The sequence below is a fragment of the Ruegeria sp. D7 genome, from assembly GCF_056534355.1.
This window is the reverse complement of the sequence record NZ_JBQFPG010000004.1, coordinates 1-22,773: the sequence shown is the minus strand read 5'-3', so window position 1 is coordinate 22,773 and position 22,773 is coordinate 1. Positions and strand designations below refer to the sequence as shown.

20 protein-coding genes are annotated in these 22,773 nt (G+C 54.5%); 9 read left to right on the top strand and 11 right to left on the bottom strand.

Annotation, left to right across the window (positions count from 1 at the left end):
- Positions 1-37 precede the first annotated feature (37 nt).
- From dddP to ACRZ9U_RS07165, 6 genes are all read right to left on the bottom strand, one after another.
- Positions 38-1,384, bottom strand: coding sequence for a dimethylsulfonioproprionate lyase DddP (gene dddP, locus ACRZ9U_RS07190; RefSeq protein ID WP_170567746.1), 1,347 nt, complete (start codon positions 1,382-1,384; stop codon positions 38-40).
- A 71-nt stretch (positions 1,385-1,455) separates the two neighbouring features.
- A complete protein-coding gene (locus tag ACRZ9U_RS07185) occupies positions 1,456-1,629 on the bottom strand; it encodes a hypothetical protein (RefSeq protein ID WP_170687689.1) in 174 nt (57 codons plus the stop codon).
- A gap of 15 nt (positions 1,630-1,644) precedes the next feature.
- Positions 1,645-2,643, bottom strand: coding sequence for a GlxA family transcriptional regulator (locus ACRZ9U_RS07180; RefSeq protein ID WP_170567748.1), 999 nt, complete (start codon positions 2,641-2,643; stop codon positions 1,645-1,647).
- 14 nt (positions 2,644-2,657) lie between these two features.
- Complete coding sequence (locus ACRZ9U_RS07175) at positions 2,658-5,108, bottom strand: GcvT family protein (RefSeq protein WP_170567750.1); 2,451 nt, start codon at positions 5,106-5,108, stop codon at positions 2,658-2,660.
- A gap of 172 nt (positions 5,109-5,280) precedes the next feature.
- A complete protein-coding gene (locus ACRZ9U_RS07170) occupies positions 5,281-6,840 on the bottom strand; it encodes a trimethylamine methyltransferase family protein (protein ID WP_170567752.1) in 1,560 nt (519 codons plus the stop codon).
- A gap of 263 nt (positions 6,841-7,103) precedes the next feature.
- Entirely contained in the window at positions 7,104-7,658 is a 555-nt protein-coding gene (locus tag ACRZ9U_RS07165) for a helix-turn-helix domain-containing protein (RefSeq protein WP_010442713.1), read from the bottom strand.
- A 124-nt stretch (positions 7,659-7,782) separates the two neighbouring features.
- Between ACRZ9U_RS07165 and thrC the strand changes: the two genes are divergently transcribed.
- The gene (gene thrC / locus ACRZ9U_RS07160) at positions 7,783-9,180 is read left to right on the top strand and encodes a threonine synthase (RefSeq protein WP_480901507.1); all 1,398 of its coding nucleotides are present in this window, start codon (positions 7,783-7,785) and stop codon (positions 9,178-9,180) included.
- Positions 9,177-9,965 (top strand): hypothetical protein, encoded by a 789-nt coding sequence (locus ACRZ9U_RS07155; RefSeq protein WP_170733134.1) that lies wholly within the window; start codon positions 9,177-9,179, stop codon positions 9,963-9,965. Before thrC ends, ACRZ9U_RS07155 begins: the two co-directional genes overlap by 4 nt.
- A 144-nt stretch (positions 9,966-10,109) precedes the next feature.
- Here the strand turns inward: ACRZ9U_RS07155 and ACRZ9U_RS07150 are convergent, their stop codons facing one another.
- The gene (locus tag ACRZ9U_RS07150) at positions 10,110-11,039 is read right to left on the bottom strand and encodes a LysR family transcriptional regulator (protein WP_170567758.1); all 930 of its coding nucleotides are present in this window, start codon (positions 11,037-11,039) and stop codon (positions 10,110-10,112) included.
- A gap of 80 nt (positions 11,040-11,119) precedes the next feature.
- Here ACRZ9U_RS07150 and ACRZ9U_RS07145 point away from each other — a divergent pair, with 80 nt between their 5' ends.
- The 6 genes from ACRZ9U_RS07145 to ACRZ9U_RS07120 all read left to right on the top strand — a co-directional run bounded on the left by ACRZ9U_RS07145 (position 11,120) and on the right by ACRZ9U_RS07120 (position 17,588).
- Complete coding sequence (locus ACRZ9U_RS07145) at positions 11,120-12,169, top strand: ABC transporter ATP-binding protein (RefSeq protein ID WP_170567760.1); 1,050 nt, start codon at positions 11,120-11,122, stop codon at positions 12,167-12,169.
- A 78-nt stretch (positions 12,170-12,247) separates the two neighbouring features.
- A complete protein-coding gene (locus ACRZ9U_RS07140) occupies positions 12,248-13,492 on the top strand; it encodes an ABC transporter substrate-binding protein (protein ID WP_029622133.1) in 1,245 nt (414 codons plus the stop codon).
- A gap of 76 nt (positions 13,493-13,568) precedes the next feature.
- Positions 13,569-14,600, top strand: a complete 1,032-nt coding sequence (locus ACRZ9U_RS07135; protein ID WP_480901504.1) for a carbohydrate ABC transporter permease — start codon at positions 13,569-13,571, stop codon at positions 14,598-14,600.
- A 10-nt stretch (positions 14,601-14,610) separates the two neighbouring features.
- Positions 14,611-15,492: a carbohydrate ABC transporter permease gene (locus tag ACRZ9U_RS07130; protein WP_010442720.1), complete on the top strand. Its 882-nt coding sequence runs from the start codon at positions 14,611-14,613 to the stop codon at positions 15,490-15,492.
- A 76-nt stretch (positions 15,493-15,568) separates the two neighbouring features.
- Positions 15,569-16,567 (top strand): ester cyclase, encoded by a 999-nt coding sequence (locus tag ACRZ9U_RS07125; RefSeq protein WP_170567774.1) that lies wholly within the window; start codon positions 15,569-15,571, stop codon positions 16,565-16,567.
- Between the two features lie 25 nt (positions 16,568-16,592).
- On the top strand, positions 16,593-17,588 hold the full coding sequence (locus ACRZ9U_RS07120; RefSeq protein WP_170512638.1) for a nuclear transport factor 2 family protein: 996 nt from the start codon (positions 16,593-16,595) through the stop codon (positions 17,586-17,588).
- Positions 17,589-18,479: 891 nt separating this feature from the next.
- Here the strand turns inward: ACRZ9U_RS07120 and ACRZ9U_RS07115 are convergent.
- From ACRZ9U_RS07115 to ACRZ9U_RS07100, 4 genes are all read right to left on the bottom strand, one after another.
- Positions 18,480-18,860, bottom strand: a complete 381-nt coding sequence (locus tag ACRZ9U_RS07115) for a hypothetical protein (protein WP_170337130.1) — start codon at positions 18,858-18,860, stop codon at positions 18,480-18,482.
- Positions 18,861-18,974: 114 nt separating this feature from the next.
- The gene (locus ACRZ9U_RS07110) at positions 18,975-20,153 is read right to left on the bottom strand and encodes a carbohydrate porin (protein WP_170337128.1); all 1,179 of its coding nucleotides are present in this window, start codon (positions 20,151-20,153) and stop codon (positions 18,975-18,977) included.
- Positions 20,150-20,914 (bottom strand): DUF3299 domain-containing protein, encoded by a 765-nt coding sequence (locus ACRZ9U_RS07105; RefSeq protein ID WP_170337125.1) that lies wholly within the window; start codon positions 20,912-20,914, stop codon positions 20,150-20,152. Before ACRZ9U_RS07105 ends, ACRZ9U_RS07110 begins: the two co-directional genes overlap by 4 nt.
- A gap of 26 nt (positions 20,915-20,940) precedes the next feature.
- Positions 20,941-22,353, bottom strand: a complete 1,413-nt coding sequence (locus ACRZ9U_RS07100; RefSeq protein WP_234900806.1) for an amidohydrolase family protein — start codon at positions 22,351-22,353, stop codon at positions 20,941-20,943.
- 117 nt (positions 22,354-22,470) lie between these two features.
- Between ACRZ9U_RS07100 and ACRZ9U_RS07095 the strand changes: the two genes are divergently transcribed.
- On the top strand, positions 22,471-22,773 hold a 303-nt coding region (locus ACRZ9U_RS07095), incomplete at its 3' end, for a hypothetical protein (protein WP_480901501.1).

Sequence of the window (22,773 nt, the reverse complement as noted above, 5' to 3'; positions counted from 1 at the left end):
GGGTTTGCTGGCGGGCTTTGGATATTGTGAATGCCAGCTAGGCCGTTTCTCCCATCAGGCGCTTATCGAGCGGGTAGGTCGAAATCGTTTCGAACCCGCTTTCAGTCACAACTCCCTGATCCTCCAGCTTGACCATGTGGTCGCCGCCGACCTCACCCACCAGCGCTTCGACACACAGCGTCAGCCCAGGTTCGAGAATGGCGTCGAAGGCGCCGTCCACCAGTCGGTCGGGATAGGCGATCAATGGCCATTCGTCGCACAGGCCCACACCATGCATCGGAGAGGAATATTTCAGCGCCTGATACTTGTCCTGCAGCACATGCAATGAGCGTGTCAGCTCCTCCATGTGGAGGCCGGGGCGCAGGAGCGCCGTGTTGTAGCGGATGTGCTCGACGGCCTCGGCGTAGCTCTCGCGCATATGCTTCGGCGCCAGTTCGTCACCGATCCACCATGTACGGCTGAGGTCCGCGCAAATGCCATATGGCCCGATCAGATCAGTGTCGAAGGCGAGGATCTCGTTCTCGGCGATGACCCGAGGTCCACATTCCTGAAACCACGGGTTCGTGCGTGGCCCCGAGGTGAGCAGCCGTGTCTCGATCCATTCGCCGCCACGCTTGATGTTCTCGGCATGGAGCACGGCCCAGACATCGTCCTCGGTCACCCCGCCCTTTGGAATTTCTGCGCGCGCGAACTCTTCCATGGCGGCCATCGAACGCTCGCAGGAATGTATGGCGCAGCGCATGGCGCGTAACTCGTGCTCGGTCTTGATGCCCCGTGTGCGTTCGGTGACTTCCTCGCCGTCGCGATACTCCAGCCCCGCTCGGCGGATCGCGTCCAGTCCCGCAGGCTGGATCTTGTCTATCCCGATCTGTGTATAGCCCGGCGCATGGGTGGCCAGCAGGTCCGCCACCTCGGCAGCGAAGGTGTCGGCCGCTGGCCCAATCCGGTCGCCACGGGCGAAGTAGAACATGTCAGCGCCAGATCGGCTCTCGCGGACAAGCGGATTATACTCGGCGAGGAACGGCGCATTCTTGTAGTCCCAAAGCACCATGTATCCGTCGGCACATAGCAGGCAGGCTCGGAACGGGTTGTGGGTGTTCCACAATTGCATGTTTGTCGTGTCGGTCGCATAGCGGATGTTCAGGGGATCGAACATCAGCAACCCCCCATAGCCGCGGGCCACAATAGCGTCGGTCAGGCGCTGATGCCGGGCCTTGCGCATCTCGGTCAGATCGGGCAACGCCAACCTCGCCTCGCGCCATTCAGCATGTGCAAGTGCGGTCGGCCCAATCTCGACCCGGTCGCCGTCATTTGCCGTCCCATCGCCAAGACGAACGCCCTGGCTAGGGTCAATCTTGCGCCGATGACTGTAATGGGTGTTCATACTATGGCTTCCTTTCAGGCGCTTGATGGCAAGCAAAAAAAGGCCGCGTCCTGACGTGCGCGGCCTTTCATTCAAGCTGCGTTGATAGCTTGATCTGCGAATTCCCCCATTGACGTATCCGGGGTGCGATCTTTTGCAGTGTTGTTGATCGGAACACCGAAGGCACAAGGGATCATTCTGCGCTCTGCTTCGCCGTAGGCACAGTTCAATTTCGTTGTGATCAGTGTTGTCTGAGTCGATTGCATTGCCGTTCTCCGAAGCTAGTGCGCAAGCACAACCTTTTCGTCACGAGGCAGTATCCCGAAGTGTCTTTTGTAGTGTTTGGAAAACAGGCCTTGTGTTGAGAACCCGCAGGCCGTGGCAACGTCGATCACGCGCATCTGAGTTTGCTGCAGCAATGCCCTCGCCCTCTCGAGCCTCAGAACCATCATGTAGGTCTTAGGACTCATCCCCAGATATCGACTAAACAGCCTTTCAAGTTGTCGTGTCGATATTCCGACCTGGCGAGCGACTACCGACGGTGAAACAGGCTCTTCCCAGGTTTCCTGCATATAGCTCAGCGCTTTGGATAGCTTTTCGTTCCGGTGTTTCGGACCATAAAGACTGGAGATACTCTGACGGCAATTTCCGTCACGCATAGACCCACAAAGGAGCTGGTCAGCAACCTGACTAGAGGCTTCCGGACCTGCTTTTTGGCGGATCAACGCAGAAAAAAGGTCCAGAGTGGCGGCACCTCCCCCGCAGGAGACGATATTTGAAGCCTCTTCAAAAATTGTGCAGGTAGGCTCCAGATCCAGATAGCCTTCCTCAAAGACAGGCTTCATTCTCCAGTGTGCGCTGATGGGCCCTTCGATCGCTATGCCGATCCGGGCGAGAAACAGTGCACCACCTCCTAGACCGCATAGTCGTGCTCCTAGTCTTGCGGCTTGCCGTAGCCAAGCCGCAGTCCTTCCAGACTTAGAATAGTTTTGGGAATTGAAGGCGCAGCAAACAACGATGCAATCTCCACGGTGCACATCAGGCAGGGCACTATCGACTGCTACTTTCAGCCCTGAAGAAGATTTTATGCTATCGCCCGTTTCGCTGGCTGTTTTCCACTGAAAGAAGGCCTTACCCATTGCTTCGTTGGCGGCGGCCAGAGAGTCGATGCCGGATCCCAGTTCCAATGCCGAGAACCCGGGCATCAATAAGAATACGAAGCGGTTCACCTCAACAAGTTCACTTAGAACCACATCTATGTCTTTCTCTGGCCGCCCCATGGTTTTTCTCCTGATCAAGAACGCATGTTTGCGCCGTTGGCGTCGTAGATTGGTCCTGCCAGAACCAGCGCGTCGTAGAAGTTGCCCAGAATTTCCACCTGAAGCGTCGTTCCCGGCAGTGCGAACTCGGCTGCGACGTAACCCATCGCCATCGACTTGCCGACATGGTGCGCATAGCCGCCCGAGCTGACGTAGCCGACCGGTTCACCATCTTTCAGGATCGCCTCGTCATGGGCCACGTCGATCCCCTCGACGTCGATGGTCATTGTCACCAACTTCTGCGAGACCCCTTCATCGCGGGCTTTCAGCGTTGCTTCTTTGCCGACGAAGTCCTTCTTCCAGTTGATGAAGACATCCATGCCGGATTCGACAGCGTCGAAGTCGGGACGGTATTCCATCGTCCAGACACCCCAGCCCTTCTCGAGTCGCATCGACAGCAACGCACGCGCGCCGTACCAGCGATAGCCCAGATCGGCGCCGGCCTCTTCGATGGCGTCTGCCAGGCGCATCAGGTATTGCGGTTTGCAATAGATTTCGTAGCCCAATTCGCCAGAGAAGCTGATCCGGTTGATGATCACCGGCACGCCGCCGACAAAGGTCTGGCGCAGGTCGCGGAACTTGAAGGCTTCGGCTGAAACATCGTCCCGCGTGATCCGGGCCAGCAGGTCTCGCGATTTCGGGCCAGACAATGCAATGCCGTGCCAGTCGTCTGAAACGTTGGCATAAGAAATGCCCGCAGGCAGGTCTTTTTCGAACCAGCGGCGGTGTGCCTCTTGCATCGCGCCCGAGCCGAACAGCATAAAGTGATCCTCGGCCAGGCAAGCAACCGTCAGGTCGCCGTAAAGCTTGCCCTTGGGCGTCAGCATCGGCGTCAGCGCCAGGCGTCCGGGCTTGGGAACGAACCCGGCAAGGATTTGGTTCAGGTATTCGCGAACACGCTCACCCTTGAACTCATGCTTGGCAAAGTTGGCAATCTCAATGCCACCTACGGCCTCGCGCACGGCCTTGATCTCCCGTCCGACATAATCGTGAGACCGGTTGCGCTCGAACGAGGGAACCTCATGCGCATCTTCCGGGCCGTCGGCATACCAGAGTACGTTTTCGAGGCCGAAACCCTGATCCATCACCGCACCTTTGGCGATCATGCGATCATAAAGCGCGGTGGTCTTCTGCTTGCGGCCCTTGGGCAGGGTTTCATTCGGGAAGGTCATCACGAACCGGCGTTCGTAGTTTTCCGACGACTTGACTGTACCCCAATCCGGTGTCGCGAACTCTCCAAAACGCGCCACGTCCATCGCCCAGACATCGATGGATGGCTCGCCGTCGATCATCCATTCCGCAAGGGTCAGGCCCACGCCGCCGCCCTGGCAGAAGCCCGCCATGACACCAACCGCCACCCAGTAGTTCTTCATGCCCGGAACAGGGCCGATCAGCGGGTTTCCATCAGGGCCAAAAGTGAACGGACCGTTGATCACATCCTTGATCCCGGCATTGGCCATGGCCGGAAGGCGTTCAAATGCGGTTTCCAGACGATCTGCCACGCGATCCAGATCCGGCGGCAGCAGTTCATGACCAAAATCCCAGGGCGTTCCGCCGACTTTCCACGGGGTCGCCTGGGCTTCATAAGTACCCAGCAACATGCCCTGCCCTTCCTGACGGCAGTACACGTTGGCCTCGAAGTCGATGCCGTGCGGTAGCTGCTGACCGAAGTTCACGACTTCGTCCATGCGCTCGGTGATCAGGTAGTGGTGCTCCATCGGCTGAACCGGCAGATGAAGGCCCGCCATATGGCCCACCTCACGCGCCCACAGACCGCCGCAGTTCACGACATGTTCTGCATTGATCGTGCCTTTGGGGGTGACAATGTCCCAGCTGCCATCGGGGCGCTGTGTCATATCGGTGGCGCCACAGTGGGTGAAATACTGGGCGCCATGCGCCTTGGCCGCCTTGGCAAAAGCGTAGGTCGTGCCGGACGGGTCCAGATGGCCGTCCTGTGCGTCCCACAGAACCGCGTGATAGTGGTCCGGATCGATCAGCGGATGACGCTCGGCCAGTTCCTTGGGCGAGATGAATTCCTGATCCAGCCCCATGTAGCGCGCTTTCGAACGCTCGCCCTTCAGGTAATCATACCATTCCTTGGTCGAGGCGGCATAAAAGCCACCAGTTTGATGTAGACCAACGGATTGCCCGGACAGTTCTTCGATCTCTTTATAAAGATTGATCGTGTATGATTGCAGGCGCGAGATATTCGGATCCGAGCTGATGGTGTGGATACCGCCGGCCGCGTGCCAGGATGAGCCGGATGTCAGCTCGTCACGTTCAAGCAGGACCGCATCCTTCCAACCGAACTTGGCCAGGTGGAACAGGATCGAGCAACCAACAACGCCGCCGCCAATAACAACGACTTTGGCGTGCGACGGCAGTTTCTTTCCGCCTGTGGACTCGTCGGTCTGAATAGTAGGCATATTTCGTTTTTCCTCAGGAATTCAGCTTTCACTCTGACTGCATTTGGGTGCGCGCTCCTCGTTTTGACCCAAAGCATCTATCTCGGTGAAAAGGGGTTCTCTTCTTTGCAGTGGATTGCTGGTAAGCGGAACGATCCCGGTTGTCGCGACCGTCCTGGCGAACCTGCAAGTGTCAGAAATCCGTGGCAGCACCGCCCTCGGCCTTGCGCTTGACGACAAAGGCGTCAAGCTCGTCCCTGATCGCCGGGTCCAAGGCCGGGGCCTCATAGGTGGCAAGGCGGTTTTTCCACTCTGCGTTGGCACGCCCAATCGCAATCGGCGATCCCGCCTCCTGCCAAGTCTCAAAGTTGCGCCAGTCACTCAGGATTGGCGAATAGAAGGCATCGCGGTAACGCGCCTGGGTGTGTTCAGTGCCAAAGAAGTGACCCGCTGGCCCGACCTCATTGATGGCTTCCAGCGCCAGGTTTTCCGGGCTGGTCGAAACAGGTTGAAGGAATTCCGTGACCATCTGCAGCAGGTCGATATCAAGCATCACCTTCTCATACGAGCAGCACAGCCCTCCTTCGAGCCACCCTGCCCCGTGCATGAGCATGTTGGCGCCGCCATTGATCGCACCCCAAAGCGAGAAGACCGCCTCATACGCCGCTTGCGAGTCAACCGTATTGGCCGCGCACACATTCGAAGAGCGATACGGTATGCCGTAGCGCCGCGCCAGCTGTCCACCGATATGCTGCGCCTTCATGTATTCCGGTGTGCCAAATGCTGGCGAGCCGGTCTTCATATCCACGTTGGACGTGAAGCCGCCATACATCACCGGCGCACCTGGCCGCACAATTTGGGTAAAGGCCACACCCGCCAGAGCTTCGGCGTTTTGCAGCGTGACGGCACCCGCAATCGTAACGGGCGCCATCGCCCCTGCCAGCGTGAAGGGTGTGATCACAACAGGCTGGCCCATCTCGGACAACGCCATCACGCCCTGCATCATCGGAATATCGAGCTGGAGAGGAGAGTTCGTGTTGATGATCGAGAACATACAGGCCTGATCACGCATCTGGTCGTGCGTCAGACCATGGGCAATCCGCGTCATCTCGATTGCATCGGAGACACGCTCCTCACCAAGTGAGTAGATGCAATAGGCCTTGTCGGTCAGCGTGATGTAATCCTGAATACAGTCAAGATGGCGGATAGATGCGTGAATATCGACAGGCTCCACCGGATACCCACCCGTCACGTGTAGAACGTTGTGCATCTGGGCCAATCGGAGGAAGTTGCGAAAATCTTCCTGATTGCCTGCGCGCCGGCCCCGATCCGTATCCGAACAATTCGGCGCGCTTGCCATCATGTTGAATACAATGTTGTTTCCGCCCATGGTCACGTTGTGCTGGGCGTTTCGCGCGTGGAGCGTGAATTCAGACGGCACGCTTGCAATGGCTTCGTTGATCAGATCAGGATCGAAGCGCACACGTTCTTCACCGTCCCGGACATCAGCCCCCGCTTTTTTCATCGCTGCACGCGCGTCGTCATGCAAGACATCCAGGCCGGTTTCTGAAAGCAGTTTCAGGGATGCCTGGTGAATGTGTTCAACCTGATCATCCGAAATCAGCTCAACGGCAGGATAGGAACGCTTAAGCTGCGCGAACGGGCGCTGCACGATTGCCGGGGCTGGTACCCCGCCATCACGGCGACGCCCACGGCGCCCGCGCGCTTTCTGGGCCAGTTGTTCAGTTGTCATCCGATAGTACCTTCATTGCCGGAGTTAAGCCTGAGAACGAGTGGATTGGGCGTTACGCCTCAAGTCATTTGCTGCTTACGGCGGCAGGCAAAGAAACCTGACCGCGATTCGTCGCTCAATCCTGCGTGGGCCCGCGAACGGAAAAGTCCGCTATTACTTGGAGGTACCAGTCGCTGTTTCATTTTTAATTTTCCAATATGCCGCACGAGATGCGGTATATTGGATAAATACCATATTTCAGTCAATAGGTTTTATAGGCCCTCTCAGACTGACGCTGTAGGTTCCTGATATTGAGTCGGCTGAGCCACAAGAAGGATGGCCTCCGTTTCTCCATCCGCCTCGTTGTTAATGCGATGATTGCAGTCACTGCGGTATCGCAATGTATCGCCCGCCTCAGCCCGAACAGTTCGTCCAGCGACCGTTACCGACAGTGAGCCGGACAGGCAGGTCAGGTGCTCGAAGGTTCCAGGCGCATGGGGCTTTGAATCAAGCTCTGCTCCGACCTTCATTAGAAGCCTGTGCCACTCTACGGGAAGAACAGTGCGTCGCGGGCTCAGCATATAAATCTCGCATTTACCGTCCGCACTTCGCTGCATCGGCGTGGAATAGTGATGAAGATGCTCGATTGGATCCTCGCCACCAGGCGTGCCCTCAAGCAAGCTAAGGTCAACGCCAAGTGCCTGAGAAAGGGCCCAGACTATGGAAAAGGTCGGGTTGGTGGCACCCCTCTCAATGGCGGATAGCATCGATCGGGACACCCCTGTACGCTCAGAGAGTCGCTCAAGGGTCAGGCCCAGCGATTTCCTGGCTTCCTTCATAATTTTCCCGATTTCAGGTGTAGGTAAAGGTGTGTTCATTCCGTAATTCCACTATATTAGATTTTTGTTTACGAACGATAGAGGTCTTGCTAAATCCACAATATTAGAAATCTTGGAAAATGCCATGCTCTACTCAAGTACTCGCGGGAACGCACCCGCTCGATCTCTCCGAGAGTTGCTAAGCCGTGGAACTGCCGAAGATGGCGGTCTTTACGTGCCTGAGGCCTGGCCCGAACTTACATCCAGCGAATTGGCCACGCTGAGCGGGCGGGCCTACGACCAGATTGCATCGGATGTTCTGGCACTGTTTGGCGGAGCTGAGTGGCAACAGTGCGACTTCACCGCAGGCATAAGAAAAGCGCTGGCCGGTTTCGAACGCAATGATGGCCCACCTCTGTCTCGCCTGGATGACCAGATGTGGAGCATGGAGCTTTTCCATGGCCCCACGCTCGCTTTCAAGGATTACGCCCTCGCCCCTTTGGCGGAAGCGATCGATCGGGAACTCACAATCACTGACAAGCGCGCGACCGTACTCTGCGCAACGTCGGGAGATACTGGCGCAGCCACCGCAAATGCCTTTGCGGGACGTTCGCGAGCCAATGCAGTAATTCTGTTTCCGGAGGGCCGCGTCTCTGATGTTCAACGCAAACAGATGACCTGCCTGGGAGCCGCAAACGTTCAGGCAATTTCCGTTCGAGGCGACTTTGATGACTGCCAAAGCCTAGTCAAAAACCTGTATCAAAGCGAAGTTGCCAAAGAATATAGCTATACGGCTGTGAATTCGATCAACCTGGCCCGGATCCTCCTTCAGACGTCCTACTACATTTACGCTTCGGTCAAAATCCACAACGATTACGGCCAACCCGTGAACTTTGCTGTCCCCAGCGGGAATTTTGGAAATGTCTTTGCGGGCTATATCGCGAAGCAAATGGGCGCTCCCATTGGGAAGTTGATCGTCACATCGAACGAAAATGATGCCCTCCCCCGGCTGTTCGAGACCGGTATGATGTCGAAGGCAGAGACAATACCGACGATCTCGCCAAGCATGGATATTCAGGTTTCCAGCAACTTTGAGCGTATGCTGTGGATCCTGAAAGGACGCGACGGGAACGCAACGCGCGACATGCAAAAGCAGCTCGCTGAGAAGTCTATTTACGAACTTTCGCAATCCGAACGTTCCCGACTGACCAAAGACTTCGACGCGTTAAAGTGCGGCAAACACGATGCCTTAAACACCATGCGCCAGATCCATAAGCAGTTCGGCAAGATCATTTGCCCACATTCGGCAACCGGCTACTTCGCGGCGGATCAGCTGAGGGCAACGCTTAACGGACCCATTGTTGTCGCTGAAACAGCCCATCCGGCAAAATTCCCGACGGCAGTTGAAGAAGCGCTTGGAACACTCCCAGAAACTCCGGCGCGGCTGGAAGACTTGTTAGCCCGCGAAGAAGAGTTCGCAACCGTCGATCCGACGGTTGAAGCGGTGCAAAGTGTGATTGATGGAATATTCGCAACACCATGAAGCTGACGTGTGTAACCCCGGAAGTTCTATCTCTTCTGAGTGAACCGCGTGACATCCTTCTGATCGGGATGTCGGGAATTGGAAAGACGCTCCTTTCGAGCTTTTTGAACCAATCCGGGGCGTGGCGCTATGTGTCGATAGACGCCCAAATCCAAGGGCAGTATTTGCGCAAGCAGATACTTGACGCATTCAATGCCGAGGTCAGCAAGGGAGCTATGCTTTCCAGGCTGCAGGAACTGGGCATTCTCAACTTGGACGACGAATTGTGCAAAGACACGCTTGCGCCATTGACTTCCTATTTGGGGATGCCTGGAGACCCAGACAGAGGCGGGATTGAATTCAACGAATATGTGAAACGGCAGAACTTTCATAGGCAGGCTGAACTTACCGCAGTCGAAGACCTTCTTAGCCTGGAATCCGATCAGCCAGTTCTGGCTGATTCAAGCGGGTCGTTCTGCGAATTGTTTGCGGCCGGTGATCCCACATTTTCTGCTTTGAAAGACAGGTTCCTCATCGTTTCGCTTAGGGAGAACGATGAACTCGTCCAGAACCTGATAGTCAGGTACGTTGAGAACCCAAAACCAATTTACTATCCTCCAGACCTGCTTTCTGAATATTGGAGCGAGTATTCAGAAATGGCCGGAGACCGAGACGGTGACATCGATCCAACGATGTTCGCGCTTTGGTCGTATCAGAAGCTAATTTCGGTCAGGCGAGATAAATTTGCGGCACTAGCTAGGCACAGCGACATATCTATTAGTGCCGCAGATTTGCGATACGCCTGAGTCTTCATCGACCAACGAGCCAGGCCATGTTGAGAACGATCATTCTTCGAACACTATTATGTCTTGCGTCAAGTTGACCTCCATCACAGATACCAGCTTGTTTCATGTCGGAAAGTAGATGTGAGCCCCTTTTGTGAACACGGCCTAATCGGAAACAACTTCTATCAGTTGATTGATTAGCCAGATGTGTAGAGGACTATTGGCGTCTCGAATATGACGAACTGCATGGAGTTTGAATATTCCCCCTGCGATCGGTAGGGGTCGGTGGGATATATCGAACCTCCGAATGTTGTTATTTGCGGCCCGCTTAGGCAATGTCATCACAAGGTCGGAGCTTTCCACAATCGAAAGAGCGGAAAAAAGTGAAGGCACAATCGTCTGAATGTTTCTTCTAAACCCTTGAAGTTGCAGAGCTTGGTCGACCAAGTTTCTAGTAGGACCATGCGGTGAAATGAGCAGGTGGTTCGCCCTGGCTATTCGTTCAAATGTCAAATCTTCCTCCAAAAGAGGATGACCCTTGCGACCTACCAGCACGTAATCTTCTGAAAAGAGCTCTTCTGAAACAAAGTGATTTTCACTTTTTGCCGGAAAGTCGAAATATCCTATCGCGAGATCAATGCGCCCCTGCGTCAGGGCCTCAAGAGCTTCGTCGTTGAATAATGAAAATGCGTGGATATTGATGCCCGGACTCACCTTGCGCAGCTTCGCAACCAGCGGCGGAATTACCCCGGTAAGCTCGTAGTCAAATGCACCTATCTTCAAGTCGGTGGAAGTAGAACTCGGTTCGAATTCATCGGCACCTTCTAATGTTTGTGAAATGAGTCGAACAATTCTGCGAACTTTCGGTTCCAATTCGTGCGCTAAAGCAGTTGGTTCTAGCCCATGCGCGCGCCTTAGAAACAGCGGGTCATCATAGAGTTTTCGAAGACGCTTTAAGGCATGGCTGACGGCAGGTTGGGTCAGCCCCATCTCGCGCGCGACGGCTGTGGCCTGCCTGTGGCGCATGGCCCCGAGAAACACCAGGAGTATGGTGGTGTCGACAAGTCTGAGATCAATTTGATTTATATCACTCATAGAATGAATTCATTATTCTGAAAGTGGCTGACCGTCTAGCCTTATCTGAATCGTATGCAAGGCGATTCCGGGAGGGATAGATGGCGGAAATCCAACTTCGCAACATTGGCAAGCGTTGGGGCAGCTTCATTGGGGTGGACAATTTCGACCTTACGATTGCGGACAAGGAGTTCTTAGTCCTTCTGGGCCCTTCGGGCTGCGGCAAAACCACAACCATGCGGATGATTGCAGGGCTCGAAGACGCCAGCGAAGGCGACATTTTGATCGACGGCCTGCGGGTTAATGAAATGGAACCAAAGGATCGCGATGTGGCAATGGTGTTCCAGAGTTACGCGCTTTACCCGAACATGAACGTTTATGAGAACATTCGCTTTCCGCTGAAAGTGCGCGGCGTCGATCCAAATATCCATGACGAAAAGGTGCGGCGAGCCAGCGCGATGGTTGAGTTGGATGACTTCCTACATCGGAAGCCTGCTGAACTATCGGGCGGACAGCGGCAGCGTGTGGCGTTGGCTCGGGCAATTGTACGTGAACCAAACGTTTTCCTGATGGACGAACCGCTTTCGAATCTGGATGCGAAGCTTCGGGTTTCGACGCGGGCGCAGATCAAAAACCTGAGCCACGAACTGGCGGTGACCACCATTTATGTAACCCACGACCAGATTGAGGCGATGACCTTGGCGGATCGGGTTGTGATCATGAAACAGGGTGTTGTGCAGCAAGTGGGTACACCTGTTGAGATCTACGACAGCCCCGCCAACGCTTTCGTCGCCAGCTTTATCGGCAACCCTGCAATGAACCTGATGGATGGCGATATGTCAGGTGGAACTTTCCGCGCACAACATGTCGACGTGCCGGGATTGAGTGCACCAGATGGCAAGGTCACCCTTGGCTTCCGGGCCGAGGACGCCAACGTCGTCGAAATCGGCGGCCAGATCAACGCTCCAATCTACACGATGGAACTCCTGGGTGACGCGACCATGGTTTCGGTTCGCATCGGCGGCGCGCTTGTCTCGGTAAAAGCAGACAAATCTTACCGCGCCGAGATCGGTGAAATTGTTTCGATCAACGTCGCCCCTGAACACTTCCATCTGTTTGATCAGAAATCTGGAGCACGCATCGGAAGCTGACACATAGCACATTCCGAAACAGCCGAGAAACCGGGTGCAAAGTTACAAGATGCGCCCAACATCAAAGGGAGAAAACACATGCTCATCAAAAAACTATTCGTTGCTGGAGCAATGGCAGGACTAATGGGGACGACTGCTTACGCGGCAGATTGCGGCCCGTCTGATCAGTCCATCCGTATACTTGCGAGTGATTTTCCCGCCATTCACGCTGTGGCGGGCACCGCAGAAGGAAATTGCGCTGAAGCAGCCTCAGAGTTTTCGCGCAATCATACGACCGAAGCCCGACAGATCATGAACGCAGCGCTCACTCCGGATCCTGCCGAATACACCAGCGTAATTGTAGCTAATTCAACACTGACACAATTGATGAATGATGGACTGGTCCGTCCGCTGAACGATCTAATCGAAAGCCACGGTCAGAATATTCCCGACAATCTAAAGATCGCCATTGACGGCAATGTCATGGCCATTGCTTTCATGGCTAATGCGCAGCACCTGTTCTCACGCTCCGACATTCTGGCGCAAGTGGGGATCGACAGCGCTCCGAGCACCTATGACGAGGTGATTGAAGCTGCAAAGGCGATCCGGGATGCCGGAATCATGGAATATCCCATCGTCATGAACCTGAAGACCGGCTGGAATGTAGGCGAGTCCTTTAATCTGGTCTTTCTTGCGCACGGTGGTGAGTTCTTCAAACCCGGCACCGCCGAACCAACTGTCAACAGCGAAGCTGGTATTGCTGCCTTGGAAACACTGAAAGCGATGGTGGAATACGCGCATCCAGACCATCTTACGCAAGCCTCGAACGAAACGCAGGGACTTTGGGAAGCTGGCGAGGCCGCACTTGGTATCATGTGGGGGTCTCGTGGAGCGCCAATCCTCGACGATGAAGGGTCAAGCGCGGAAGTTACATCGAATACAGTTCTATCCGCTGCGCCCTCAGTTGAACCGGGTGGCATCCCCGGAGCAACACTATGGTGGGATGGCTTCACAATCTCCACGAATGTATCTGACGCTGAAGCAGAAGCGACATTCGCTGCACTGGCAAGCGCGTTGACGCCGGAAATGGTCGCGGCCAACAACGACGACGCTGTTTGGTTGCTCGAAGGATTTACGCCTGGCCCAGCGGCAGCTGGTGTTGCGGCAACTGTTCAAGGCGGGGCGCAACCGTACCCGATGCTTCCTCAGATCGGATTGCTGCACGCTGCATTGGGTTCCGAGCTGTCGGACTTCCTAAAAGGTGACGAAAGCGCCGAGAAGGCGCTTGCCGATGTTGAGGCAGCATACAGGACAGCGGCGAAAGAAGCGGGCTTCCTTCAGTAACTCCCCTGATCGAGCGCGCGAGGGGGGTACTTGTAAGCCCCTCTCAACCTAACACCCACCGACGGGGACATTTGACATGAAGCATCGCACATTCTTCTGGTTCATCCTGCCAACTCTTTCAGCAATGATTTTGTTCATCGCTCTGCCAATTGTTTCTGTCTTTATCCAATCGCTTTTCGTTCAACACGAACAAGTTCTGGTTGTTTCGGAAAGTTGTGGACCATTTGGATGCAAGGAGTCCACCTCGGTCGATCTTGAGGCGACACAGAAACTTCGTGATGAAGCACCTTTAGGCAAGTTCAATGGATTGGGTACCTATACAAACCGCTCGCACCTGGCCTTTGCCGAAATTGGCGAGGCTTGGGCAAACACCGAGACAATGGGCGAGTTCTGGCGAGAGCTGGGTGACCTGCCATTTTATAATGCTCTCACCTTTACCCTTGCATACACGCTCATAGTAACGCCGATGGTCCTGATCCTCGGTATGGCCGTAGCGGTGGGTGTGAACACCCTGCCGCGCAAGCTCAAGGGCGCAGCGATCTTTGTCTCACTCTTGCCCTTCCTTGTCACACCGCTGGTCGGCTCGCTGATCCTGTTCTGGATGGTGGATGGCGACGGTGTCATCGGCGCAACCATTCAAAACATCTTTAATGACCCGAACCTCAGCTTGAAAGCTTCCACCGGTCTCATGTGGTTCATGCTTATGGTATATGGTGTCTGGCACACTTTGCCTTTCAGCTTCATCACATTTTATGCCGGGCTACAAACGGTTCCCGCGGACACAATGGAGGCCGCGCAGATCGACGGAGCCTCGAAGTGGCAACGCTTGGTCTACGTCGTAGTGCCACATCTGATGCCACTCGTGACCTTCGTGACACTGATGCTAATCATGGACAATTTGCGGGTGTTTGAACCGATCGTGAGTTTCTCTGCCGAGGCCCACGCCCGGTCACTGAGCTGGATTATCTTTAACGACCTGCGCGAAAGCGGCAACCCACTCTACGGTTCGGCCGGGGCAACGTCTTTGATCACAATCTTCTTGGTTGTCATCCTGATGATGCCGGTACTCGTTCGCACTTGGCGCGATTTCACGCGCAAATCTCACTGAGGACAAGATCATGGCGAGAAAAGCAGAAACACGCATGACCCCACTGAAACTGTTCTCCTTCACGATGGTAGGGTTATGGCTGCTTATCGCAGCGTTCCCCTTCCTTTGGACCTTCTGGGGAAGTTTCAAGGTGCAAGCCGATTTCCTGTCCAAAGCGGATTGGATGAACGCCGTGCGAGGGACCAACACACTCGAACAAACCGGCAGCACATTCACTGGACAAGGCTATTACGGCGCGTGGGTGACGGAAGATTTTTGGTTCAACTTTAAGAACACCAGCATTGTCGTGTTCTTTACAGTCGTCATTTCTCTGACGTTCGGCACGCTTGGAGGCTATGCGCTGGCGCGCTCGGGTTTTCGGTATGCATTTTGGATTCTCATGGCCGCACTCGTGTTTCGTGCCATGCCACATATAACATTGGTTTCGGGTTATCTGTTGTGGTTCTTCGAGTGGAATGTCTGGGGCATATTGCCGACCACAATCATAGTGTTGGTGGCAATAAATCAACCCTTTACCCTTTGGATGCTGCATTCGTTTTTCAAGAACATCCCTAAAGACATGGACGAGAGTGCCATGGTCGACGGTTGTACACGTTTTCAGGCCTTCAGACACGTGATTGTTCCCGTAATGTGGCCTGGTGTAATCACCACCGGTTTGTTCAGCTTTCTGCTGGCGTATAATGATTTCACCGTCGCCGTGATGCTTCTCAGCGAAGAGAACGAGACGATAATCCCCGCAATCAACAGCTTCATGGGGACCACTCAAGTCGAAGGCAAGGTAATGTATGCGGTTGCCGCCGTGGTATCCGCAACAGCACCGCTGTTCGTCCTGATCCTATTCTTCCAGCGCCAAATCGTAAGCGGTCTGACCGCTGGAGCAGTCAAAGGCTAATACTATGAACGACGCTAGTCCCGTCTCAGACATACACACGCGAAACAAGGCGATCTTGGAGCCTCTTCGAAATGCGATGGTCAATTTTGATCTAAGTAACGTTCGCTCGGCCATTGCCGATATCTTTACGGCAGATGCGGTCATACACATGCCGCACCCGTTTGGTGATTTTTGCGGCCCGACGGACTTTTTCGACGCCTGCTATGTGCCACTTTTCGAAGCAATGCCCGACCTTGAGCGTCGAGATTGGATTGTAATGGCAGGCCGGACCGAGCGGGGGGATGATTGGGTCGGATGCGGCGGCCACTACGTTGGCACCTTTGTAGGGCCGTGGTTGGACATTCCGCCAACCGGGCACCTGACACATATGCGTTTTCACGAGTTCTATCGGATTGTGAACGACAAAGTTGTCGAAATTCAAACCCTTTGGGACATTCCGGAAGTGATGATGCAAGCCCAGGCTTGGCCGATGGCGCCGTCATTGGGGCTAGAGTTTTGCATACCGGGCCCCGCCACAAACGACGGCATCATACCCGGACCGTGGGACGAAGTGAAGGCGAACGCATCCTGCGACCACATCGTTACAATGCTGAAGCATATGAAAAAACACCCGAGTCAGGGCGGCCCCGAAAAGATGGAAATGCCGCGTTTCTGGAGCGAACGCGTCAACTGGTACGGCCCGGCCGGAATTGGCACAGGCCGAGGCATCGCTGGTTTCCGCAATTGGCATCAGATCCCATTTCTGAATGGGATGCCGGATCGCGGCCGATACGTAGATGAAATAACCTATCACTTCTTCGGTGACGGCAACTATGCAGCCGTGACCGGGTGGCCGAATATGATCCAAACCGTGACCAACGATGGGTGGATGGGTATTGCACCCACGGGTAAACGCATCACCATGAAATCATTGGATTTCTGGCGCCTGGAAAACAATAAGATTCGGGAAAACTGGGTCATGGTTGACCTTCTGGATGCCTATCAACAACTCGGCGTGGACGTTTTTGCGCGATTGCGTGAATTCAACAAGGTGCGCGTTCCGGGTCGACTATCCTTCCCGATTGGAGACGCTTGATGCCGTCATACCAAGGACATTAGACATGAACGGTTTTGACCCAAAGTTTGTCGATTTGCCCGACTATATCATCAGCATCACGAAAGAACTGTGGGAAGACCGCCGCATCGCCAAACTGCACGACTATTACGCCCCAGATATTGTCGTTCGCTCGCCCGCGTCGGTTGTTGTAGGCAACAAGGACGTGATCGCAGCGACTATGGCGACGCTTTCAGAGTTTCCAGACCGCAAGTTGCTGGGCGAAGATGTGATTTGGTGTGGTACGCCAGAAGACGGAATGCTGTCATCTCACAGGCTTTTGTCGACGGCGACGCATACGCATCCCGGCGTTTACGGCGCACCCACGGACAAACAACTTCAATACAGGATCATCGCCGATTGCCACGTCATCAACAACCAGATCAACGACGAATGGCTTATTCGCGATCAAGGCGCAATTGTGCGACAATTGGGTCTGAACCCGAAAGAATACGCACGCGGTTTGATTGAACGAGAAGGCGGACCGAGCAAATGCGTCCAGCCCTACTCTCCAGCGAATGATATCAGTGGTCCGTATTCCGGGACAGGCAATAGCAATATCTGGGGCACGCGATTGGCGAACTTGCTTGAACGTTTGATGCACGCCGAATTCGAAGCAATCCCCGAAGAATATGAACGTGCCGCGCAGTTGGAGTATCCAGGTGGGGCAGCAGCTGTTAGCTTTGACGGTGCAGATCAATTTTGGATGGGATTGCGGGCCAGCTTCCCAACGGCTGAATTCAAGATACACCATATAATTGGTCGTGATGATCCCGCGATGCCACCTCGTGCCGCCGTTCGCTGGACGCTTCACGGAATACACGAAGGATATGGCGCATTTGGTGAGCCGACAGGTGCCGAGGTTTTCGTCCTGGGCGCAACCCACGCCGAATACGGTGAATTGGTTACAGGAAAACCAAAGCTTCGTCGTGAGTGGACCCTTTACGACGAAACAGCCATATGGAAACAGATCCTATTGCAACCGAAAGTAGGGTGTCATTGAGCGTTCAAGACAATGTTGAATGTCGCCAGTGCCTGCGGTGTCTTTGCAAATTCGTATATCTCCAAAGTAATAGTCGTATCACCGGCAACACATTTTGGGCCGGCGAAATCAAAAGTGCAAAAACGTCAAAAAATCTACGTTCGACGCCGCATCCCGATTAATGCTCTCGCTCCAAGAAACCCGAGTCGTCTCAGAATTGCGCCGGGTTTAGATCTGGTTTCTGAAATCCGTCATTGGGCGCAGTGCCACGAGATCACACTCTATTGCGCATTGCGACAATAGTGGACGGACTGTCACATGGCATGCTTTGCGACCACCGGATGTTCTGCGCCACGATAACACAGTACGAACATCGCAGTAGGGGTGTTATGTGAACCGCCTTATGGTTGAGCGCACCACCCATCACCGCTTGTCGCGAACCACCCCACAAGTCTTCTGCCCATTCGGCCCGCAGAGTTGCCGTGACTTTCATCCAAAGCGGGCATTCGAAGACTCTACACCCGCCGTTCGGGCAGAATGCGGAAAACGGCGGGATTGAGCCCAAACTTACTGATGCTGCACGAAACTCCAATGACAGCAATGCGCAGAAAGCAGACTTTGCAAAGTCCGGTTGACCACATTGTCCACCAAAGGCGACAGTTCTGCTTCGCGACTGGGCTATACATAGCCCTCAAAGCGTATTGTTTGCGGGACTTCAGTTGCACCGTTTTCCTGAGCGAGTAGGGCGCGTGCTGACGAAAAGGTAGCAAGCGCAAAAAGAACAAGAAGGGCCTTTATCATCGTAGCGCCTCGGATCCGGGTTTTGAACTTGGGCCGGGGTTCACAAATGATCGCCCCGGCCAGCGTCAGGGCAAACGAGGTAGTTCTTGCCCTGAAACATCGTACTTTCGCCTAATTTAGAAGATCACCGACGATGCCGACGGCATCGACCACGGTAGACAGGTCATTCGTAACTTCGAGGACTTCGTCATCGACCAGAATGTAGCGGTTTCCTTTGCCCGGCTCCCCAAGCTTCCATTTGGAAAGGTCCCCAATATCCTCGAACTCCAGGTCAGATGGGAGCTTGGCACCGCGCGTGTAGCGCTTGATCTGTCCAGGTGGTACAGCTTTTGGGCCTTTGCCGGGTTTGTCTTCTATCTGAATGCTGACATCACCGTTCTTGCCCCCCTTGTTCGGCTTTTTACCCTTGTTGTCTTTGGCATGGGCATCGCTGCCTCCAAGGATGAAAAACACAACTGCTAAGGCTGCAAGAATTCCGTATGCAATCTTCATAGATTGTTCCTTTGCTTCCCAACTTCATTCGACCGGCGTTGAAAATTCCGGCACGCGCTTGATCTCTCTTAGTTGCCCTTTGGCACACCCCTTAGTGACTGCCTTCACCCCGCATTAGAAAACGATCCGGGTTCTTAGACCGAACAGGGTAATCCGGTCCTGATCGGGATTTAGAAGCGGGTCGGAAATGAATTGTACCGATGGCGTGATCTGCAGTCCGGGTGAGATTGAAAAGCGGTAGAAAGCTTCAAGCGTGAACTGATCGCCATCTATGCCTCTTGCTTCGGCCCAGTTTAGGCCCAGACCGGCCAAATCGGTGTTGCGACCATAGTAACCGAGACCGGCAGAAATCGACCGTTCATAAAGCGCTGCGGTTCCCTTCGAGGCCCCTGCACGGAAGAACGGCATCCATTTATTGTCAACAAACCATGCGGCGGAAAACGCTGCGCCGTAATCTTCTGCTCGACTGCCATCGTCAGCCGCATCTGCATGCCAGAGGGTCAGATGGATATTGTCGAAGTAGATGCGATCAAAGCCGGACGTGTACCCAAGTTCGAGCGACTTGAAGAGATTGCCGTCGCTAAACACATCAAAGTTTGGATCGGACGGGTCGGCGTTTGCGTCTGATACGCTGGCAACGGCGTAGAGGTTCTCGCTCAGCTTTACCCCACCGGCAATACCAAGGCCTTGGTTGGGCGTGTTGATTGTCGGGTTGGTATTGAAAGACAGGTTTTGAAAACCACTGTAGGGGCTTACCAACCCGTAGATATCCACAAAGTCCGTTACATCAATCTGGCCGACTTGCAGCGCCCACGACCCATTCTCAGCCCTTTGGGTCCAGAACAAATTGGTCAGAAGCAAACCGTTGTCATTGAAGGCTGTTCCCGTGATTGAAAGGGCTCCGCCATCCAGCCCGAGAAATTGCGGAGCAACGTCAGTATAACTGTGCCTGTCTTCGATCTTGAATGTCAGAGACCCCCGTTCAGTTGCCTGCCAACTGCCGTAGAACCGCGCAATTCCGCTGGCTGCTTCGCCGGTTCCCAGATCAGCATCCGTGGTTTGGCCCAATGCCAGGTAGTCAATGTTGAACCGAAAACCACCCTCAGCCAGTCGGTCTTTCCACTGAAACCAACCCGGTGCGATGTTGCGTGGAAAATCGGAACGATATTGCGGATCGGTGAGCCCGTCTCCGGGCGCAAGATCGGCTTCGACTGAAGATGGCCCGGATAGTCCCTGAGCCGACGCTGCGCCAGCAAATGCAATGCTCAATGCGGCAACCAGAAGTCTTATCATTTTGACGCCTGTGCCCCACCGGTCTTGCGATTTCCTGCCGCGCGGATGCGATCAGCAGCACGCTGCTTCCATTCCAACCTGTCTGCCTCGGTTTCCAGAGTTTCGACACGTTCCGCCTCTAGCTGGAAAGTCGCATTCATAGGCATGAGGCCATCCACAACCATCATATTATGAACGGAAGGATCGATAGTCAGCGTGCCTGTCAGCCGAACGGGTTCGTGGAAATAGCTAGGCGCCCAGTCCCCGTTCAACCGCACACGGATCATCTGGTTAGGCGGAGGTGGAGGCATGTGGCTGCACATCCCTCTTTCTGGCACCAAATACGCCACAGGCCGGCCGTCCGGATCGCTTGGAGCAGGAATGGCAAAGCCCGCGAGTGTGATTGTTCTGCCGTCGAATTGCGGGTTTCCGCTCGTTCCAGCCTTTCTTCGACGTTCAGTCACAACCTCGCGCTGATCGAGTAACCAGTCGACGTCAATTCCGTCTGACACCAAGGCGTCTTCGGTCTCTGCTAAAAGCAATTGCCATTTCTGCCGTTCTTCGGCGCTGCCAACCTCCTGCTGCAACCTGCCGCGTATACGCACAACGAAAAGAACATCGTCGAACTGTTCGGGGCTGAGTTCACGATAGGGGTCATCAAAGACCTGCGCAGACGGATCTGGCAGATCTGCCCAGTCCAACGCGGTTCCAGGCGTCGCCGCAGCATCATAACCGCACAAAACCAACCCTGCGAATACTGCGGAGCAAAACCAATTTCGCATGAATGCTCTCCGGCTGCTTTATCTGGTCAATCCAGTGTGTTTTTGTAGATCACACCGTCCTTCATGATCAGGCGGATTGTTTCCGGGCTGTCCGGCCTCGGGTCCGCACCGAACCACTGATCGCCTGTTCCAACGACAGAGAAGTCTTCGAGGGGGTTGCCGTCTATCAGCAGGATGTCGGCATAGGCGCCTTCTTCGATCACACCCAGTTTGCCTTCCGGATAGGGGTTCATGAAATCACCGCTAAGTGCCGCGATCTCGCCACCTACCGAAGTTAGGGTTACCATCGACGCATAGGGGCCGAAGAAATGGTTATTCAGATGTTTCTCGTAGGCGATCTGGATGTTGCACGCTTCGACCGAGCCGACGCAATCGGTTTGGAAACCGCGCGGCGCCGGGCATTCCTTCATACTTGGAATGTAGGCTTCGAAGGTCGCCGAGGCCGATTTGGCCTTCCTCAAACTGTTGGGGTTGTTTTTCACGGAAGGAACATCAAGTAGGCCTGGATCAAATGCTGTGATGTTCGTCGTGATGTACGCTCCTTTTTCTTTCATCAAAGCAGAAATCTCGCAGTCAAAGTGAAATCCGTGTTCAATGGTTCTGACCCCTGCATTCAGGGCATTGATGATCGCTTCTTTGCGGTAGGAATGTGCCATGACATAGGTGCCGTACTCGTTGGCAACCTGAACAGCGGCCTCGATCTCTTCTTTCGAACCGGCGAGCAACTGCCATGGATCGAATGCCGAAATCACCCCACCTGATTGCATGAACTTCAATTGCGTGGCACCCATGCGCAGGTTGTTGCGGCCATACATGTAAATTTCGTCAACACCGTTGACCTGTTGGGCCATATTCAGAGTCCCAAAGTTGGTCACCCCACCCGGCGGAGATGTGAAGGATGCGAAATCGGCGTGACCACCACGTGTTCCGAGAAATGCCCCGGAAGGATAAAAGCGGGGGCCGACGATCTGGCCGGCGTCAATTGCGCGCCGCAGCCCGCCCCCAGCGCCCCCGGCATCGCGAACGGTCGTGAAGCCCTGCATCAGGTACATTTCGGCCATCCGGGTCCCGTGGATGGCGAAATCCTCCCAGGTCGAGTTGGTTTCCATCTCGGCAATCGATGGCCCCATGAGCATCAGGTGCGCGTGATTCTCTATAAAGCCCGGTGTCAGAGTGCGCCCACCGCCGTCGATAACCGTCGCGCTCGGCGCATCAATGGCATCGGTTGAGACGGACTTGATCAGATTGCCCTCGACCAGAACACTGGCATTTTCAATGCGTTGCTCATTCACACCGTCGAAGACATGCACGTTGGTAAACAGCGTTTGGGGTTCTTCTTGATCCTGAGCCTGCGCGGTCGCCGAAAAAGAAAGAACTGCCGCGACAATTGCCGTCGAGCAAAGAGACATTCGTAAGCCGGACATAAGTACTCCCTTCATATTCATGTTTTGCCAACTATAGTCTGGAATTCATTGGCTCGGTTGCCCCTTTTGAATTAAGATGTACGAATGTGACTGCAAAAATGGCCACTTCTTAAAGCTAATCCAACAAGGGTTATGAGCTTGCCTTTCAACTCCACCTCCCGAGAGCATAGCGAGGGCTTTGTTCGCCTCTCTTTAGCCGCTCCCTTTCTGCAATATCTCACCGAACGTAAGATCAATCCGCAACCAGCATTGGATCAGGTCGGCTTGAAAGCTGAACTGATGACTAACCCATCCGTGTTCGTTCACTCCGAGTTGGTTTACGGGTTGGTAAATGCTTTCTCGGAGGTGTCAGGGGATCGATACCTAGGACTGGATGTAGGGGTAGCGTTTGACCTGCAAGAGTGGTCGCCCTTCGCTCAAGCCTTGCAATCTACC

Bases quoted from the DNA above. Each gene is read 5' to 3' on its own strand.
- ACRZ9U_RS07115 (WP_170337130.1), bottom strand. From the start codon at position 18,860: ATGAAGATTGCATACGGAATTCTTGCAGCCTTAGCAGTTGTGTTTTTC.
- ACRZ9U_RS07165 (WP_010442713.1), bottom strand. From the start codon at position 7,658: ATGAAGGAAGCCAGGAAATCGCTGGGCCTGACCCTTGAGCGACTCTCT.
- ACRZ9U_RS07185 (WP_170687689.1), bottom strand. From the start codon at position 1,629: ATGCAATCGACTCAGACAACACTGATCACAACGAAATTGAACTGTGCC.
- thrC (WP_480901507.1), top strand. From the start codon at position 7,783: ATGCTCTACTCAAGTACTCGCGGGAACGCACCCGCTCGATCTCTCCGA.
- dddP (WP_170567746.1), bottom strand. From the start codon at position 1,384: ATGAACACCCATTACAGTCATCGGCGCAAGATTGACCCTAGCCAGGGC.
- ACRZ9U_RS07145 (WP_170567760.1), top strand. From the start codon at position 11,120: ATGGCGGAAATCCAACTTCGCAACATTGGCAAGCGTTGGGGCAGCTTC.
- ACRZ9U_RS07125 (WP_170567774.1), top strand. From the start codon at position 15,569: ATGGTCAATTTTGATCTAAGTAACGTTCGCTCGGCCATTGCCGATATC.
- ACRZ9U_RS07105 (WP_170337125.1), bottom strand. From the start codon at position 20,914: ATGCGAAATTGGTTTTGCTCCGCAGTATTCGCAGGGTTGGTTTTGTGC.
- ACRZ9U_RS07140 (WP_029622133.1), top strand. From the start codon at position 12,248: ATGCTCATCAAAAAACTATTCGTTGCTGGAGCAATGGCAGGACTAATG.
- ACRZ9U_RS07110 (WP_170337128.1), bottom strand. From the start codon at position 20,153: ATGATAAGACTTCTGGTTGCCGCATTGAGCATTGCATTTGCTGGCGCA.
- ACRZ9U_RS07175 (WP_170567750.1), bottom strand. From the start codon at position 5,108: ATGCCTACTATTCAGACCGACGAGTCCACAGGCGGAAAGAAACTGCCG.
- ACRZ9U_RS07130 (WP_010442720.1), top strand. From the start codon at position 14,611: ATGGCGAGAAAAGCAGAAACACGCATGACCCCACTGAAACTGTTCTCC.
- ACRZ9U_RS07100 (WP_234900806.1), bottom strand. From the start codon at position 22,353: ATGAAGGGAGTACTTATGTCCGGCTTACGAATGTCTCTTTGCTCGACG.
- ACRZ9U_RS07170 (WP_170567752.1), bottom strand. From the start codon at position 6,840: ATGACAACTGAACAACTGGCCCAGAAAGCGCGCGGGCGCCGTGGGCGT.
- ACRZ9U_RS07155 (WP_170733134.1), top strand. From the start codon at position 9,177: ATGAAGCTGACGTGTGTAACCCCGGAAGTTCTATCTCTTCTGAGTGAA.
- ACRZ9U_RS07150 (WP_170567758.1), bottom strand. From the start codon at position 11,039: ATGAGTGATATAAATCAAATTGATCTCAGACTTGTCGACACCACCATA.
- ACRZ9U_RS07120 (WP_170512638.1), top strand. From the start codon at position 16,593: ATGAACGGTTTTGACCCAAAGTTTGTCGATTTGCCCGACTATATCATC.
- ACRZ9U_RS07135 (WP_480901504.1), top strand. From the start codon at position 13,569: ATGAAGCATCGCACATTCTTCTGGTTCATCCTGCCAACTCTTTCAGCA.
- ACRZ9U_RS07180 (WP_170567748.1), bottom strand. From the start codon at position 2,643: ATGGGGCGGCCAGAGAAAGACATAGATGTGGTTCTAAGTGAACTTGTT.